Raw genomic sequence first — 16,938 nt, 5'->3', positions numbered from 1 at the left:
GTCAAGTGGGGTGAATTTTCCCAAGGGCTGGCACCGTGCAGGCATTGGCCTTAAGCTGCGCCTGCCGCGCACCACAGCGAGAAGCGCCGCACAGGAGAAACCGATGCGCATTCTTTTGGTTGAAGACAACCGCGATATCCTGGCCAACCTGGCCGATTACCTGGGCATGAAAGGCTACACCGTCGACTGTGCCCAGGATGGCCTGTCCGGGCTGCATCTGGCTGCCACCGAGCACTACGACCTGATCGTACTCGACATCATGCTGCCAGGCATTGATGGTTACACCTTGTGCAAGCGCCTGCGCGAAGATGCCCGCCGTGACACGCCGGTGATCATGCTCACTGCCCGTGACCAGCTGGACGACCGCCTGCAAGGCTTCCGCTCGGGTGCTGACGATTACCTGCTCAAGCCATTTGCCCTGTCGGAGCTGGCGGCGCGCATCGAAGCGGTGCTGCGCCGTGCCCAGGGCGGTGGGCGCCGTACCCTGCAGGTGGCTGACCTCAGCTACGACCTCGATACCCTGGAGGTTACCCGCCAGGGTCGCCTGCTGAAGCTCAACCCGGTCGGTCTCAAGCTGCTGGCGGTACTGATGCAGAAAAGCCCGCACGTACTGCGCCGCGAGGTGCTGGAAGAAGCCTTGTGGGGCGATGACTGCCCCGATAGCGACAGCCTGCGCAGCCATGTGCATCAACTGCGCCAGGTGATCGACAAACCGTTTGAGAAACCGTTGCTGCATACCGTCCATGGCGTCGGCTATCGCCTCGCCGAGGGCCGCGATGGAGTTTAAGCAAAGTCTTGCCCAGCGCATCATCATCGCCTTTGCCCTGATGAGCGCGCTGGTGGCCGGGGCCTTCGCATTCGGTATCGTCGCCACGGTGCATCTGGTCGAGGAGCGACTGATTTCTTCTGTACTGGGCGGTGATCTGCAGCGCCTGCTGCGTATGGACAGCGTCAGTGACTGGAGTCATCGGCCTCGCCCAGATCAGCTGTTCTACTTCAGTGGTGGGCGTGACGACTTCGAGCTACCCAAGGACCTGCGTCACCTCGACCGCGGTTTCCACGAGGTGTTCCGAGACCAGCTGTCGTACCACGCCATGGTCGAGATCGTCGATGGTCGCCGCTATGTACTGCTGCAGGACCAGAGCGACTTCGAGGAGCGCGAGCGCATACTGTTTGCCGTGGTTGTGGTGGGCTTCGTGCTCAGCCTGGTGCTGGCGGTCATCCTTGGCTGGTTGGTTGCACGTCGGGTAATGGCTCCGGTCATCCGGCTGGCGCGTCAGGTGCGCCACCGCGATCAGTTACTGGGCCTGGCCCCACCGCTGGCACCGGATTATGCGGCAGACGAAGTCGGCCAGCTTGCAGTGGCTTTCGACGACACCCTGGGCCGCTTGCGTGATGCGCTGACCCGCGAGCGGCTGTTCACCAGCGATGTCAGCCACGAGCTACGCACGCCGTTGATGGTGTTGGCTACCTCGTGTGAGCTTCTGATGGAAAACCCTGGCCTTGATGCCCGCGCGCGTAGCCAGGTGGAGCGGGTTGCGCGGGCTACCGAAGAAATGCGCGAGCTGGTCAAGACCTTCCTCATGTTGGCCCGGGCGCAGCGTGATGAGGGTGCAGTGGCGTCACGGGCGACCCTGCGCGAAGTGGCCGATGAGCTCATCGGGGTGTGGCGCGACACCATCGAACAGAAAGGCCTCACCCTGTATTTCGATGGCCGCGTGAGTGCTAGCCCTGTGCTGTACAACGCCACCTTCCTGCAGTCGGTGATGGGCAACCTGCTGCGCAATGCTGCGCACTACACCGACAGTGGGTATATCCGCCTGAGCCTGGAAGCCAACGGTTTCAGCGTAGAAGACAGCGGCGTGGGTATCCCCGAAGAGCAGCGCGAGGCCATGTTCAGGCCGTTCGTGCGCGGCGATGAACGGCGTGGCGAGGGCCTGGGGCTGGGGCTTTCGCTGGTACAGCGGATCTGTGACGACCAGGGTTGGCGTGTCACCCTGACATCCACCTTGCCACATGGCTGCCGCTTCCAGGTGGACCTGAGCAACACCGCGGCCAAAGGTGACCCGGACGCCTTGGTCGGGTAATTTCTTGTATCAGGTCAACTGGTACTCAACGTTTTTTTCACACTGGCATGACCTGATTCCAACGCTTGCATACCTAATGTGGGCGCAATGGAGTCAGGAGATGCCCAATGCGTAGCCCCATCAAGCTTGAATTTTCCGAGAAGTACGACAAAGACCATGCGCGCGAGTACTTTCTCAAGCACCAGGACGGCCTGGCGCGACGCCTTTCCCACAAGCGAGATGAGCAATTGGCGCGCCGCGCCTTGGCATTGGCGGGCGAGCCTGGCCTGGTACTCGATCTGCCATGCGGAGCGGGCCGTTTCTGGCCGCTGTTGGCGGAAAAGCCCAATCGGGTAATCATCGGTGCCGACAACTCCGAGGCCATGATTGAGACAGCCTGTGCGGCGCAACCGCCAGAAGTGGTGGCACGGGTACGGCCTTTGCAGACTTCGGCATTTGCCATCGACCTGCCAGATAACGCCGTGGACAGCATTTTCTGCATGCGCTTGTTCCATCACATTGGCGAGTCGGCGCACAGAAAGACCATTCTTTCGGAATTTCAACGGGTTAGCCGTGATAGTGTGATCCTGTCCCTGTGGGTGGATGGAAACTTCAAGGCCTGGCGCCGGAAAAAGCTGGAGCAGCGCCGTAGCGCCAAGGCCGAACAGGATAATTACCAGAACCGTTTCGTGTTACCTGCCGAAACGGTCGAAGAAGAATTCAGGGTCGCCGGCTTCAGAATCCAGGAACGCCTCGACTTCCTGCCGTTCTATGCCATGTGGCGAGTCTACGTATTGCGTAAGGGGTAGTGTTTGATGGCTGTAGCCCATAAAGGGGAATCGCGGTTCGATTTTTACTGGCGTCAGCAAGGCGAGTGGGTCGAGGAGCCTAACCAGCGCCGCGGCGGCGAAAGTGGCGTGCAACGCCTCAACGATGGCAATGGCAAGCTGTTGTATGCCAAGCGCCAGGTTGGGCATATCTACCGCAGCCTGTTGCACCCTTTTGGTCGGCCGACCGTATTGCGTGAACTCGATGCGCTGAACAGTTTCGAGCAGTTGGGTGTGCGTGTACCGCGCATTGTCTTCTGTGGCGCGCAGCGCGATGCCGAGCACCAGTGGCGCGCGCTGCTGGTCAGCGAAGCGCTGGACGGTTTTGTCGAACTCGACACCTGGCATGCCGAAGGTGCCCGCGAGCATTACCCGCAGGTGGTGCATGAGCGCATGCTCAAGGACCTGGCGGACAACCTGGCGCGGATGCACCTGGGGCACTGGCAACACGGCTGCCTGTATGGCAAGCACGTATTCATCAAGGTGATCGGCGAGGGCGAGCAGGCCCGCGTCGAAGTGGCGCTGCTGGACCTGGAAAAGTGCAGGCGGCGTATCAGTTGCCAGCGTGCGGCCGGCAATGACTTGCGTCAGCTCCGCCGCCATTCGTCGCTCAATGACGCGGAATGGCGGACGCTGCTCTACTTTTACAAGATGGCGTTTGGCAGCGCTGTCAAAGGGTTAGAGTAATGAAACTAGAAATTGCTCGAGCTTTGTTCCTGGTAGCTGGCCTGGCGGTGACCACCGTGGCGGTGGCTGCCTGGGAAGAGCCGAGACCGACGGTGTTCAGCAAGGCAGAAATGGCAGACCAGTGCGCGTTGCCGCGGGATGCAAAACCGCAGCAGGCCCGGACTGAGCCGGACCATGACCTTTTGCTGTTCCTGTTTGGCTTGCGTCAAGGGTTGCGACCATTCGGTTGAACCCTGCGTTAGCGTGAAAAGCCAGAGGCCTCGCGATTGCGGGGCCTCTGGCTTTTTGCGGCTGCGTTGCCGGCCTCTTCGCGGGCATGCCCGCTCCCACAGGTCGGCTCAAGCGATTGCAGGTTCCTTGGCGCTCGCCTTGTGCGCCAGCAGGGTGTAGATACACGGCAACACAAACAAGGTAAACAGCGTGCCAATCGACATCCCGGTGGCAATCACCATACCGATGTCAAAACGGCTGACCGCTCCCGCCCCGGTTGCCAGAATCAGCGGCACCATGCCGAACACCATCGCCGCCGTGGTCATCAGCACCGGCCGCAGGCGAATGGCCGCTGCTTCCTCGATCGCGTCGCGCACACTCAGACCACGCTCCTCGCGTAGTTGGTTGGCGAACTCGACGATCAGGATACCGTGCTTGCTGATCAGCCCGATCAAAGTCACCAGCCCGACCTGGGTGTAGATGTTCATGCTCGACACACCCAGGAACAGCGGCAAAAGCGCGCCACAGATCGACAACGGCACTGTCACCAGAATCACCAACGGGTCGCGGAAGCTTTCGAACTGCGCAGCCAGCACGAGGAAAATGATCGCCAGCGCCAGGCCGAAGGTGACCCACAATGCGCTACCTTCCTGAACGTACTGACGGGCCACGCCGGCGTAGTCGAAGGAAAAGCCTTCCGGTGCCTCTTCGCGAGCGATGTCTTCCACGGTCTTCAGCGCCTCGCCCAGGCTGACCATGGGGACGCCCTGGATGATCGCAGCGTTCAGTTGCTGGAACTGGTTGAGCTGGCGTGGGCGAGCGCGATCGGTGAGGGTGATCAGGGTCGACAGCGGCAGCAACTGGCCCTGGTCGTTCTTCACGTAGTAATTGTTCAGCCAGCCGGGGTTGTCGCGGTACGGCCGCTCAACCTGAGCGATCACCTTGTAACTGCGGCCCTCAAGGGTGAAACGGTTGATTTCCGCCTCGCCCAGCAGGGTCGCCAGAGTGCCGCCTATGGTGTCCATCGACACCCCCATCTGCGCCGCCTTTGCCCGGTCGATGTCCACAACCACTTCGGGCTTGTCGAAGGCAAGATCGATATCGAGGAAGGCGAACTTGCCCGACTCCTGAGCGCGCGTCTTGATGCGTTGGGCCACTTCCAGCAGTGCCGGGTAGTCGCCAGCGGTATTGATCACGAACTGGAATGGCAAGCCCTCGCCAGTGCCGGGCAACGACGGCAGGTTGAAGCCGAAGATCTGCAGCCCGCTGATTTCCTCGAGTTTGGCCTGCACCAGCGGCAGTAGCTCCATCTGTGTGCGTTCGCGCTCGTCCCAAGGCTTGAGCAAAAAACCACCAATGCCGGTCTGTACGCCATTGAAGCCGTTGATCTGAAACGACGAATAATACTCGGGGAAGGCCTTGAACAGTGGTGTGAACTGGTCGGTGTAGGCGTTTAGGTAGTCAAGGTTGGTCGGCTGTGGCGAGCTGCTCATCATGAATATCACCCCCTGGTCCTCGTTGGGCGCCAGTTCGTTCTGGGTGAATGTGAGCAGCACCGGAATCAGGCACAGGATGATCACGGCAAACACCAGCACCACCGGCCGGCTGTCGAGGGTGGCGTGCAGCACGCGCTGGTAGCGCTCCTTCAGGCGTTCGAACAGCTGGTCGAGGCGGTGGGCCAAGCCTCTCGGGTTCTGCTCCCGGCGCAGCAGCAGGGCGCACATCATCGGTGACAGGGTAAGGGCAACGACACCTGAAATGATCACCGCCCCGGCCAGCGTCAGGGCAAACTCCTTGAACAGCGCGCCAGTGAGCCCGGTGAGGAAGCCGATCGGTGCATACACGGCGGCAAGGGTGATGGTCATCGACACCACAGGCATAGCGATCTCGCGCGCGCCTTCCAGGGCGGCGTCGAACGGCGACTTGCCTTCTTCCATGTGCCGGTGGATGTTTTCCACCACCACAATGGCATCGTCCACCACCAGGCCGATGGCCAGCACCATGGCGAGCAGGGTCAGCAGGTTGAGCGAATAGCCCATCATCTGCATGAAGAACAGTACACCGATCATCGACAGCGGTATGGTCACTACCGGAATCAGCACCGAGCGCAGGGCACCGAGGAACAGGAACACCACGACGATGACGATCAGCACCGCTTCGCCCAAGGTCTTGATTACTTCGTCGATCGAGGCCTGGATGAACCGCGTGGCGTCGTAGGCAATCGACACTTTCAGTGCCGAGGGCAGCTGGCTTTCCAGCTCTGGCATGATGCGCCGCACTTCCTTGATGACATCCAGCGGGTTGGCGGCCGGGGTGGCCTTGATGCCGATATAGACCGATGGGGTACCGTCGAACGAGCTGACCGTGTCGTAGTTTTCTGCGCCCATCTCGACCCGCGCCACATCGCCCAGCAGCACGCGGCTGTCACCGCTGGTCTTGAGCGGCAGGGCGGCGAACGCCTCGGCCGACTTCAGCTCGGTACTGGCGTTGACGCTGGTGACCACGTATTCACCCTTCACCTCGCCAGCGGCAGAAAGGAAGTTGTAGCGGCGCACGGCATTGGTCACGTCGGTAGCCGAAAGGCCGAAACCGGCCAGTTTTACCGGGTCCAGCCATAGGCGCATGGCGAACACCTGGTTGCCGAGGATCTCCGCCTCGGCCATGCCCGGCAAAGTGGCCAGCTTGGGCTGAATTACCCGTGACAGGTAGTCGGTGATCTGCGGGTTGCTCATTTCCTTGCTGTAGAAACTGACGTACATCAGCGCCGAGGCGTCGGCAGCTTCCTTGCTCAGTACCGGGTCTTCTGAGTCCTGGGGTAGCTTGTTGCGCACCTCATTGGCCTTGGCCAGCAGCTCGGTGAACAGCCGGTCGCTGTCGGCGCCAATGCGCGCGTAAATGGAAATGATCGAGAAGTTCTGCCGGCTCACCGACGTCATGTAGTCGATGCCTTCTGCGCTGGCCAGGCTTTGCTGCAATGGCTGGGTGATGTAGCCCTGAATGGTTTCGGCGTTGGCCCCGGGGTAGGCGGTGGTGACCGTGATCAGGGCGTTTTCCATTTGTGGGTACTGGCGGATCTGCAGCTTGTTCCAGGCCTGGAAGCCGAGCAGCAGAATCAGCAGGCTGACCACGCTGGCCAGCACCGGGCGGCGGATGAACGGGTCGGTGAACGCCATGCCAGCCTCCTGTCAGTCCTTGGCCGCTGCGCCCGGTTCGGGCTTTAGGGCGTTGTCCTGGCCAATGCGTATCGCGGCACCGGGGGTGAGTTTCAGCTGCCCGGCGGTGACCACCTGTTCCCCAGCCTGCAGGCCTTCGCTGACCACAACTACGCCGTCTCGGCGCTCGCCAGTCTGCACCGTGCGCTGTTCGGCGACCCGCTGGGGTCGGCCCTTGTCGTCGTATTCCGGCTTGCCGTTCTCGTCCTTTTTCGGTGAGGCGACATACACCGAGTTGCCGTACAGGGTGTAGGTAATGGCGCTTTCCGGCACCACCACTTGCGGCTGCGGGTTGGGCAGCAGGATCAACAGGCTGGCGAACATGCCTGGCAGCAGTTTGCCGTCGGGGTTGGCCATGGTGGCGCGTACCAGCAGGTTGCGCGTGGTCTCCTCGACCTTGGGGTTGATGGCGCTGAGGCTGGCGGGAAAGCGCTGGCCCGGGTAGGCGGCCACATGCACCAGCACCTGCTGGCCCAGGCTCAGGTCTGGCAGGGCCTGTTCCGGCACGTTGAAGTCCACGTACAGGCTGGACGTGTCTTGCAGGGTGGCGATCACCGTGCCGGCGGCCAGGTATTGGCCAATGTCCACTTGGCGGATGCCGATGGTGCCGCTGAAAGGCGCATTGAGTCTCTTCTTGATTTTCTGCGCCTTGAGCTGTTCGACCACTGCCTGGTTGCGCCGGTACTGGGAGGAAAGGCGATCGAACTCGCCGCGGGAGATGGCCGAATCGCCAACCAGCTGGCTGCCTCGGCCGAAATCGACCTTGGCCAGGCCCAGGTCGGCCTGGGCGGTGCCGAGCAGGGCTGTCTCCTGATCATCGTTGAGCTGCAATAGCAGTTGCCCGGCCTTGACCCGCTGGCCTGAGTCGAAGTGCAGGGATTTGACGATGCCTTCCACCTCCAGGCTCAGGTCCACGCCCTGCAGTGCCTTGAGGCTGCCGACAGCGGGCAGGCGCTCCTGCCACTGGCGCTGTTCGGCCATGGCAGCCGCCACGGTGATGGGTGGCTTGGGGGCAGTGAACATCTGGATCTGCTGGTAGATCGAGAAGGCTTTGTACCCCCCCAGGGCCAGCACGATCAGCAGAACCACGGCCAACATGATGAGCATGCGGCGGCGCAGCATAGGTCCGGTTCCTTGGATGCAGTTGTTATTCGCTTCAACACGACAACGGGCGATCCTGCCCACGTGTGAATGGGGGAAGTATTGACTGTTTTTCGGGAGGAGGGGCGTGAAATGCCTGTGCCGGCCTTTTCGCGGCTAAAGCCGCTCCTACAGGGACTGTGTAGAACCTTGTTGGATCGGCTTTAGCGGCGAGAAGGCCAGTGAGTGCAACAGAACAATCAGACGAGATGCAGGTGGTTGTCCCAGAAGCCGGACGGCAGGTTCATCGGTTGCCCGACCAGTTCGGCCTTGCGGCAATCGTAGAACCGGCAGCGGCCCTGCCCGGAGGTGACGACAAAACCGTCCTTCACCGCGCCAACGCCTGCGCAGTCGGGCATCGGGGCATCCAGCCGCACCGCGCCGCTGTCCAGGTCCCAGACGAACAGGCGGTTGGCCCGCGGCGCAGTCAGCGCCACCAGCCGCAGCTCGCTGTGGATGGCAACGCTTGCAGTGTATTGGGCCATGGCTTGCAGTTGCCGCTCCGGCACCGGGAAGGCCTTGAATGGCTCGCCCGGGCGCTTGATCGCCAGCAGCTCGGCAGTTTCATCGGCATCGCCCATGAACTGCTGGCAGGCGGCGATGGTGCCATCGCTGGCCACTGCCAGGTGTCGCACGCTGTTCATCTGCTGGGCCAGGGTTTCCTTGCTCAGCAGGGTACCGTCGCGCTGCATCAGCACCAGGCTCGGTTGCATGGCGTCGAGGTTCATCTCGACACGGCTTTCGGCTTCGGTACGGATACCGCCGTTGGCCACGACCAGCGTTTCGCCGTCGGGTAGCCAGGCAACCTCGTGCGGGCCGATACCGTGGGTCGGGATCTCGCCAGTGTGTACCAGGCGCTCGCCTTCGAAACGGTACACGCCAAGCACGCCGCGCCCCGGGTCGGTGGTGTCGTTCTCGGTGGCATACAGCCATTCGCCGCCTTTGTGCACGACGGCGTGGCCATAGAAGTGCCGGTTCGGCTGCGAGGCTACCGTTTGCAGCAGGCGCCCGTCACGGAGGTCGATCAGGTAACTTTCAGTACCAGGGCGGCGGGCGACAAACAGGGCGATTGGCTGCTCGGGGTGGTGGATGATGGCATGGCAACGCTGAGCGACCTGCGTGCTGAACACCTGTGTGCCGTCCAGGCGAAAACCTACGGCATAGTGCTGGCCGTCGCCGTTGTCACGCGCCGAGAGCAGCAAGGGTTCGCTGCCTTTGTTGCGGAACAGGCTCCAGCCGCCCAAGGTGAGGGCGCTGAGCAATACGCTACCGAGTTTGAGTGCCTGGCGTCGCAGCATGATCAGTCACCGTCGTTGGCATTGAAGCCCAGCTGGATGTTCAGCGCCTTGGCCAGATCGCCTTCGTGCAGGCGGTGGACGACGTTTAGGCTGTCGTAGATCTGGTTGAGGGTTTGCTGACCGGCGTCGTCGGCCAGCAGCTCACCGAGCGTTTTCTGGTTATCGGCCAGTAACTTGAGCGAGGTAGCGTAGGCGGCGTCGATCTTGTCCGCCAGCGCTTTCTGATCGCTGGGCAACAGGCCGCGCAGGCCCTGGTTGTCTACCCCGACCCAGACGGCTTCGGCGGCCTTGAGGCTGGCCTGCAGGCTGTTCATCGAGTTGTGGCTGCGCCAGGCCTCGGCCTGCAGCGGCTGCGGAATGCCCTTGCTCTGACGGCCCATCGGTGCGCCGAGCTTCTTCTTCAGGGTGTCCAGGGCGGTAACCTGAGCGCGCAGCAGGTCGGCGATAGCCTCGTGGGAGTCGGCGTAGCGCTGGTTGGGGAACTTGGTCATCTGCGAGAGCATGCCGTCGGTGCTGTTCCAGCCTTTGAGAATTTCCTCTGCCAAGGCCTTCTGGTGCGCGCCGATGGCCACCAGCAGCGGGCAGTAGCGGGCTTTCTGTTCGGCAGTGGCGATGTCCGGCTTGCTGTCGAACAGGATGTACTCATAGGCCGACAGGCCACGCACCACCACGCTGGACTTGCCCAGGACCTCAGCATCAACCGGCTTGTCGCCGTTGACCAGTTGCTCGACCTGACGGCCGACCAGGTTTTTCTTGTCGGGCCAGAACTGTACCTGCCAGGCACGGTTGCCTTCGGCCAACGGGCCGACCAGCAGCGGCTGCAGCTCAGCCCAGGCTTTTTGTGCGTTGAGGAAGTCGGCGCGGGCTTTGTCCAGGCTTTCCTTGCCTTCGCAGTAGGCCAGGGCGCTGGCAGCCAGCGTACGGTCGGCTTCGACCCAGCGGCTGTAGGTAGGCAGGATCACCTGGTTGGCGATGGCGGCGGAGGTCACTGCTTGCGGGTCCTGTGGCGAGCAGGCACCGAGGGCGAGTGCGGCGAGGCTTGTGAACAACAGTTTGGGTCGGAACATGCCCGGCTCCTTTGCGCGTTTAAAGTGAGTTCAGGAACGCCAGCAACGCGGCGCGCTGCTCGGCATTGAAAGTGAGTACGAAGTTGCGTGCCGCCTCGGCTTCGCCACCGTGCCACAACACGGCTTCAAGCAGGTTGCGGGCGCGGCCGTCATGCAGGAACTGGCTGTGGCCACTGACCGTTTCGCTCAGACCGATGCCCCACAGTGGCGCGGTGCGCCAGTCCTGGCCGTTGGCGGCGAATTCGGTGCGCTCGTCGGCCAGCCCCGGGCCCATGTCATGCAGCAGCAGGTCGCTGTAGGGGCGGATGACCTGGTTGGCCAACTCTGGTTCGGCGGCGTCGGCGGCGGTGGTGAACTGCGGTGTGTGGCAACCTTGGCAACCCGCCTGGTAGAACAGGTTCTTGCCCGCCAGTACCTGTGGCGAGCCGACGTCGCGGCGGGCCGGCACAGCCAGGTTGCGGGTGTAGAACGTGACCAGGCGCAGGATGTTGTCGCTGACTTCTTTTTCGCCATCGGCACCGTCGCCGTTGGGCGCAGCCAGGCAGCCGGTTTGTGCCGGGGTGCAATCGTCGTTGGGCTGCAGGGTGCTGGTCAGCCCCATGTCGCCGGCAAAGGCGTGCACGTTCTGCTGGTTGACGTTGGGCTGCCCGGCTTTCCAACCGAACCGGCCGATCACTGTTTTGCCCTGGGCGTCGTCCCATACACGGTTGGCCCGCCCGCGGATGCCATCGCGGTTACGGTCGTCCGGGTCTTCGTTGGCTAGCAGGTCGGTTTCGGGGATAGCCTCAAGCAGGCCCAGGCCGATCATCGGTGGTGCCACCCGCGCGGAAAAGCGCGTGTCGGGGTGCATCACACCATAGCCGAGCTGGGTGATTTGCAGGGCCGGCTTGCGCAGCTCGACCTGGTGGCCGTCCTTGAATGACACGGTTTCGCGGGTGTAGCTCACCCGCACCTTGCCTTCCGGTGCCACGCCGGGGATGGCCATGTCCTGCAACTGGGTGCCGTAGACCGGCTCTGGCACCACGCCGAGGCGCTCGATCACTTTGGCCAGGTAGGGTTGGTCGGGGATCGACAGGCGCACCAGCATACCTACCGCGTTGCTGTCGCCCGGCTCTGGCGGGTGGCCACGGCCATCGCGCACGTGGCAGTTCTGACAGGCGTTGGTATTGAACAGCGGGCCCAGACCATCACGCGCGGTGGTGGTGGACGGGGCGATCACCCAAGGGTTGCGAAAGAAGCTGTTGCCAACGGCGAAGTCCAGGCGCAGCTCTGGCGAGAGGTTGGCCGAGGGCAGGGAATAGGCATTGCGGTCGCTGCGCTGCACGGTCGCTTTGCCACCCGACAACGCTTCGCCGGGCTCGGCGTGGGTAAAACGCGGGGCGTCGTCACAGGCGGCCAGGGCACAGGCCAGCAGCAGGGGGGGGAATCGGGACAGCGACAAGGACATCGAGAATCCTGGGCGTGAGCGAAAAAACCGGCGTGCAGCTTAGCAGGCCCAGGATCATTGAATAAGAGCAATTTGCGTTTGCTTGATGAAATCGCTGCGAGCGCTCCTGCTCAGGCCATATAGAGCATGAAGTGTCGGTTGACCAGGTTGACGATCAGGTTCTTGTTGCCGCCACCGCGATTATCGCCGGTGACCTCGATGACTTCTTCGCTGGTGTATTCCATGGAGGAGGCGGTAATGCACTTGACTGCGTCCATGTGCGCAGGTTGCCAGTAATCCTGGAATATCCAGATGCTGGTGTCGGCAGACGGGCCGAGGATCAGGCGCAAGGCCTTGTGGTTCTCAGTCGATCTGCCGATCCACGGGATGGCCAGCGAGCCATTCCAGACGTGCTGGGCACCGACTGCCAGGCTGTTGCTACGGTTTTCACCGTCGATCAGGGTCAAGGTATAAGGGGTGTTATTGGCGATGGAGCGCAAGTAGGTGACGTTGGCCATGTTTTGTTTCCTTTTAATGTTCAGTTTTCGGGCGGGGTAACGGGCTAGTCGGGGCGCGATAGACATAGGCCGCGAGCAAGGTGATTTCGTTGAACGGGGGGTCGAGCTCGGCGGGATGAAAGCGACCAAGCAGCTGCAGGCCTTGGTCAATGGCGACCGCTTCGAACATTCGGCGGTCGGTTTCGTTGGGGTCGTACAGGTAGATCTTGCCGGGGCGAGCAACTACCCGGCACATTTCCTCGGCCACATGGCGGGTGATCGGGGCGCCCATCAGTGTCACGTGAGGGACTGCATGGTCGTCGAGGGGAAAGTCCGGAGCATCGTATTCGTATACGACAATGAGGTTGGGAATGTGCCCGCCTGCCAACGGCCCGTTGGAGATGAGCTGGCCAGCCTTGTTCAGGTTGTAGGCATCGTTGAATCCGGTAACGAGGTCTCCCCCATTCATGCGCTGGACGATTCGGCCTTCGCCCCAGACATCGAGAATCTGCAGCACTGTGCCTCCTGTTAGGTTTGATCGAAGGCCTACAGGATGAGCATCTGCGCGCGCGCCAGGCAGCGGGAAGCGTTTTACCCGGCAGCAAACGAAAACGCCCGGCACAAGGCCGGGCGTTTGCGATGAAGCACTACAGTGGGATCAGAACTCGTGATCCGCAGTGTCCGGGTTCAGGTTGGCAATGCCCAGCTTGCCCGCGGCCTGCTCGATCGCCCCGGTCTGCTTGACCAGTGCGGCGATGGCGTCACGCACGACCTGGTTACCTGCAGCATTGTCGGCGGCGATCAGCTGGTCGTAGTGCTCGCCTTTGAGGGCGTGGTCGACGATCACCTGGAGTTTGGCCTCGGTGGCTTCCAGATCGGCCTTGAGGGTTGCATCGGCGGCTGGGTCAACCTTGGCGACCAGCGACGACAGGCTAGGGCCGGTCAGCTTGGTGCCGTCCGCACGGGTGTACTCGCCCAGGTAGACGTTGCGGATGCCCTTGGCGTCGTAGAAGTGCGAGTAGTGGGTGTTGTCGCTGAAGCAGTCCTGCTCGTCTTCCGGCGAGTTGGCCTCCAGCGAAACTTTCATGCGCTCGCCCGCCAGTTCGCCCAGCGACAGGCTGCCCATGCCGAACAGCATCTTGCGCAGGCCGTCGTTGACAGGCTCGGCTTCCAGCTTGGCGCGGTAATTGTCGGCGACGTTCGGTGCCCAGTTGCCGACCATCTCTTCGAGGTCGGTGACCAGCAGGTCGGTAACCGCTTTCAGGTAGGCGCGGCGGCGGTCGTTGTGGCCGCCGGTAGCGCCCTGGCCTTCCAGGTAGTCGGATGCCGGGCGGTTGCCTGCGCCTGGGCCGGTGCCGTTCAGGTCCTGGCCCCAGAGCAGGAATTCGATGGCGTGATAGCCCGTGGCAACGTTGGCTTCGGAGCCAGCCAGCTCGTTCAGGCCAGCCAGTTTTTCGGGGGTGATGTCCTTGACGTCGACCTTCTCTTCACCCACCTGGATCTCGGTGTTGGCGACGATGTTGGCGCTGGCCGCCGGGTTGCCCAAGGCGTGCTCGTAGCTCTTGTCGACGTAGTCGATCAGGCCTTCGTCCAGGGGCCAGGCGTTCACCTGGCCTTCCCAGTCGTCGATGATGGTGTTGCCAAAGCGGAAGGTTTCGCTCTGCAGGTACGGTACGCGGGCGGCGAACCAGGCTTCCTTGGCGGCTTTCAGGGTTTCGTCGTTGGGCTTGGCGAGGAACGCGTCGACAGCGGTCTGCAGCGTCTTGGCAGTGCTCAGCGAGTCGCTGTACACGGCGTATACCATGTCGGTGTAATGCTTGACCACGGCTTTGCCGGCTGCTTCGTCGACAGCGCCTGGCGCAGCAGCGGTGGCAGCAGCAGGTGCCTGGGCTTGCGCCGCGGCGGCTTTTTCGTCCTTGCCTTCACCGCAACCGGCGAGGGCGATGGCAATGGCCAGCAGACTGGCGGAGGCCAGAGGCATTCGAATCATTGTTGGTTTTCCTGCATCGTGTGGTTGGACCAAAGGGGTGGACCGTGCGCCGTGGCACGCGAAACTACAACATCATGCGAAAGATTTGCATTTGCTGTAAAGGGGCGGCGCGCAATTCATGTAAATTCGGGGCACAGCCTGTAACCGGGCAGGTGGCCTCAGGACACCGAAACCCGGTTGCGTTGCGCTTGCTTGAGGAAGTGGGTCAGTTCACGGGCCGAAAGGGGTTTGCTGTAGTGGTAGCCCTGGCCCTCGTGGCAACCCTGGGCCACGATGTAGGTTTCCTGCTCGGCCGTTTCCACGCCCTCGGCGATTACCTGCATACCCAGGCTCTTGCCCAGCTGGATGATGGCGCGAACGATGGTGGCGTCGTCATCGTCGTCGAGCAGGTCCTGAACGAAACTCTTGTCGATCTTGATCTTGTCCAGGGGCAGCGACTTCAGATAGCTGAGTGACGAGTAGCCGGTGCCGAAGTCGTCGATGGCTATCAGCGCCCCGGAGCGGCGCAGGCTCAACAGGTGCTGGGCGGCGGTGCTGATGTCTTCCATCAGGCCGGTTTCGGTGACTTCCAGTTCCAGGCTGCGCGGTGGTAAGCGATAGGCTTGCAGCAGGTTGTTGACCACCCGAGGCAGCTCGCTGTGGTGCAGTTGCACGGTAGACAGGTTGACCGCCATGCGCAGGTCGCTGAAGCCCTGGTCGTGCCATTCGCGCAGTTGTCGGCAGGCCTGGTCAAGCACCCATTCGCCGATGCTGATGATGCTGCCGTTCTGCTCGGCCAAGGGGATGAACTGGTCGGGTGGCACCATGCCCAGCTCCGGGTGCTGCCAGCGCAGCAGGGCCTCTACGCCGACTACTCGGTGGTCGCGGTAACTGATCTGTGGCTGGTACACCAGGTACAACTGGTTGCGCGGCAGGGCTTCACGCAGGTCCTTTTCCAGTTCGCGACGGCGACGCATCTCGCTGTCGACGCTGGCGATATAGAACTGGTAGCGGTTGCGCGAACGGACCTTGGCCAGGGTCATGGTCTGTTCGGCTTTCTGCAGCAGTTTCTCGGTGCTGTCGCCGTCTTCCGGGAACAGGGTGATGCCGATGGTCGCGCGCAGGCGGATTTGCTCGTGGTCGAGGTCGAACGCCACTTCCAGGTCGTCGAGGATGCTCTGCGCCAGTTCGGCAGCCTCGTAAGGCTGCTCGATATTGGCCTGTACCAGGGCGAACTGGTCACCGCCCAGCCGCGCCAGGGCGCCGAGGCGGCCACTGTGGGCGCGTAGTCGGTCGGCCAGCGCCAGCAGCAACTGGTCACCGACCTGGTAGCTGAATTGTTCGTTGATGCCCTTGAAGTCGTCCAGGCCTAAGCACAGCACTGCCACGCGGTGCTGCAGGCGGCCGCCGTCGACGAGGATCTTGTCCAGTTGCTGCTGCAGTTGCTGACGGTTGGGCAGGCCGGTGAGGAAGTCGTACTGGGCCATGCGCTGCAGGCTGTTTTCCGCCTCGTGGCGCAGATGGGTGTTGCGTTCGATCGAGGCCAGCAACTGGTTGGCGGTGTTCACCCACAGCCCCAGTTCGTTTTTCTCGTGCCCCTTGAGCAGCGGTATCTGGTGCTGGCTGGGGCGGTCAGGGTTGATCTGGGTGAGATGCTCGATGATCTTCGACAGCGGTTTGGTCAGCAGCCAGTGGTAGACCAGGTACAGCACCAGGCCCATGGCCATGGCCCGCAGCACCCCGGAAATGAAGATGATCACCGCGTTGATCAGGAAATCTTTACCGTAGGACGAGGTATCGAGGGTAATGCTGAGGTCACCGTAGTATTCGCTGTAAGGGCCGCGGCCGACCAGTTGCGTGGTGTAGGTGCGTTCCTGGCCGAGGATGAGGTCGGTGAGCCAGCGCATGGACATGTCCTGCAGCGGGCGGGACTTTTCTGCCAGCATGGTTTCGTTGGGATGGCCAATGGAGGCCATGCGCACCGACTCGTCCTGGAACAGGCCTTCGATGACCTGCATGCCCATTTCACGGTCGAGGCTGTACACCGCCTGGGTCGAAGGGTCACGGAACATGTCGAGGATGCGCTGGGCATCATTGTTCACGGCTTGGCGGGTCTTGTAGGTGTCGTAGATGATTTGCGCACAGCTGAGCACGACGCCAACCGCCAACGCCGACAGCAGCACGACCCTGAGCAACTTGACCGACAAGCTGTTCCGCAATTCCAGCTTCAATGGGGTTTCCTTAATCCATGCGCATGGCATCATTTTGCCATCAACGATGACGATACACTACCGGCCGACCATTAGCAGTGTATCGGTTGCCTGACCCCGCAACTTGAATGCGCTGTGTCAATCTTCCAGAGGTTTGATGTTAGCGTGGTATGCGGCCTGAGCAAGCGTTTTGCGGGTGGGGCGCAGGTGAAAACGTGCTGGCTGCTTCGCGGATAGCCCGCCCCCACAGGCATGGCACATTCCTCGAGCAGAGGGCCTGTGGAGCGGACCTGGATGTGCACGCGGCCGAAGAAGTGGATGGGTTCCTG

The 16,938-nt window shown here is 62.1% G+C and carries 14 protein-coding genes; 5 read left to right on the top strand and 9 right to left on the bottom strand.

Annotation, left to right across the window (positions count from 1 at the left end; genetic code table 11):
* Window positions 1–103: 103 nt before the first annotated feature.
* The 5 genes from colR (at window position 104) to J3A98_RS19540 (ending at window position 3,810) form a co-directional block, all read left to right on the top strand.
* A complete protein-coding gene (gene colR / locus J3A98_RS19560; protein ID WP_003255215.1) occupies window positions 104–787 on the top strand; it encodes a two-component system response regulator ColR in 684 nt (227 codons plus the stop codon).
* Complete coding sequence (locus J3A98_RS19555) at window positions 777–2,087, top strand: HAMP domain-containing sensor histidine kinase (RefSeq protein ID WP_021781816.1); 1,311 nt, start codon at window positions 777–779, stop codon at window positions 2,085–2,087. Before colR ends, J3A98_RS19555 begins: the two co-directional genes overlap by 11 nt.
* A 107-nt stretch (window positions 2,088–2,194) precedes the next feature.
* Window positions 2,195–2,875, top strand: a complete 681-nt coding sequence (locus J3A98_RS19550) for a class I SAM-dependent methyltransferase (RefSeq protein ID WP_209967876.1) — start codon at window positions 2,195–2,197, stop codon at window positions 2,873–2,875.
* Between the two features lie 6 nt (window positions 2,876–2,881).
* Window positions 2,882–3,580 carry a lipopolysaccharide kinase InaA family protein gene (locus tag J3A98_RS19545; protein WP_209967874.1) on the top strand — a complete coding sequence of 233 codons (699 nt, stop codon included), beginning with the start codon at window positions 2,882–2,884 and terminating at the stop codon, window positions 3,578–3,580.
* Window positions 3,580–3,810: a hypothetical protein gene (locus J3A98_RS19540; RefSeq protein ID WP_021781819.1), complete on the top strand. Its 231-nt coding sequence runs from the start codon at window positions 3,580–3,582 to the stop codon at window positions 3,808–3,810. The genes J3A98_RS19545 and J3A98_RS19540 overlap by 1 nt, the downstream gene beginning before the upstream one ends.
* A gap of 108 nt (window positions 3,811–3,918) precedes the next feature.
* On the opposite strand, the gene J3A98_RS19535 is transcribed toward J3A98_RS19540, so the two are convergent.
* From J3A98_RS19535 to J3A98_RS19495, 9 genes are all read right to left on the bottom strand, one after another.
* Window positions 3,919–6,963: a multidrug efflux RND transporter permease subunit gene (locus J3A98_RS19535; RefSeq protein ID WP_209967872.1), complete on the bottom strand. Its 3,045-nt coding sequence runs from the start codon at window positions 6,961–6,963 to the stop codon at window positions 3,919–3,921.
* A 12-nt stretch (window positions 6,964–6,975) separates the two neighbouring features.
* On the bottom strand, window positions 6,976–8,124 hold the full coding sequence (locus J3A98_RS19530) for an efflux RND transporter periplasmic adaptor subunit (protein ID WP_209967871.1): 1,149 nt from the start codon (window positions 8,122–8,124) through the stop codon (window positions 6,976–6,978).
* A gap of 218 nt (window positions 8,125–8,342) precedes the next feature.
* A complete protein-coding gene (locus tag J3A98_RS19525; RefSeq protein ID WP_176683776.1) occupies window positions 8,343–9,440 on the bottom strand; it encodes a DUF1513 domain-containing protein in 1,098 nt (365 codons plus the stop codon).
* 2 nt (window positions 9,441–9,442) lie between these two features.
* A complete protein-coding gene (locus J3A98_RS19520; RefSeq protein WP_104960841.1) occupies window positions 9,443–10,507 on the bottom strand; it encodes an imelysin family protein in 1,065 nt (354 codons plus the stop codon).
* 19 nt (window positions 10,508–10,526) lie between these two features.
* The gene (locus tag J3A98_RS19515) at window positions 10,527–11,954 is read right to left on the bottom strand and encodes a di-heme oxidoredictase family protein (RefSeq protein WP_209967869.1); all 1,428 of its coding nucleotides are present in this window, start codon (window positions 11,952–11,954) and stop codon (window positions 10,527–10,529) included.
* A 110-nt stretch (window positions 11,955–12,064) separates the two neighbouring features.
* Entirely contained in the window at window positions 12,065–12,451 is a 387-nt protein-coding gene (locus J3A98_RS19510; RefSeq protein WP_020192047.1) for a hypothetical protein, read from the bottom strand.
* A gap of 13 nt (window positions 12,452–12,464) precedes the next feature.
* The gene (locus tag J3A98_RS19505) at window positions 12,465–12,947 is read right to left on the bottom strand and encodes a hypothetical protein (RefSeq protein ID WP_209967867.1); all 483 of its coding nucleotides are present in this window, start codon (window positions 12,945–12,947) and stop codon (window positions 12,465–12,467) included.
* Window positions 12,948–13,088: 141 nt separating this feature from the next.
* The gene (locus J3A98_RS19500; protein WP_209967865.1) at window positions 13,089–14,420 is read right to left on the bottom strand and encodes an imelysin family protein; all 1,332 of its coding nucleotides are present in this window, start codon (window positions 14,418–14,420) and stop codon (window positions 13,089–13,091) included.
* 158 nt (window positions 14,421–14,578) lie between these two features.
* Window positions 14,579–16,630 carry a GGDEF domain-containing phosphodiesterase gene (locus tag J3A98_RS19495; protein ID WP_176683772.1) on the bottom strand — a complete coding sequence of 684 codons (2,052 nt, stop codon included), beginning with the start codon at window positions 16,628–16,630 and terminating at the stop codon, window positions 14,579–14,581.
* Window positions 16,631–16,938: the final 308 nt, after the last annotated feature.

The organism is Pseudomonas sp. BP6 (assembly GCF_017875935.1).
GTDB classification, from domain to species: domain Bacteria; phylum Pseudomonadota; class Gammaproteobacteria; order Pseudomonadales; family Pseudomonadaceae; genus Aquipseudomonas; species Aquipseudomonas putida_Y.
The sequence above is the reverse complement of the archived record's forward strand: the minus strand, read 5'-3'. Positions and strand labels throughout refer to the sequence as shown.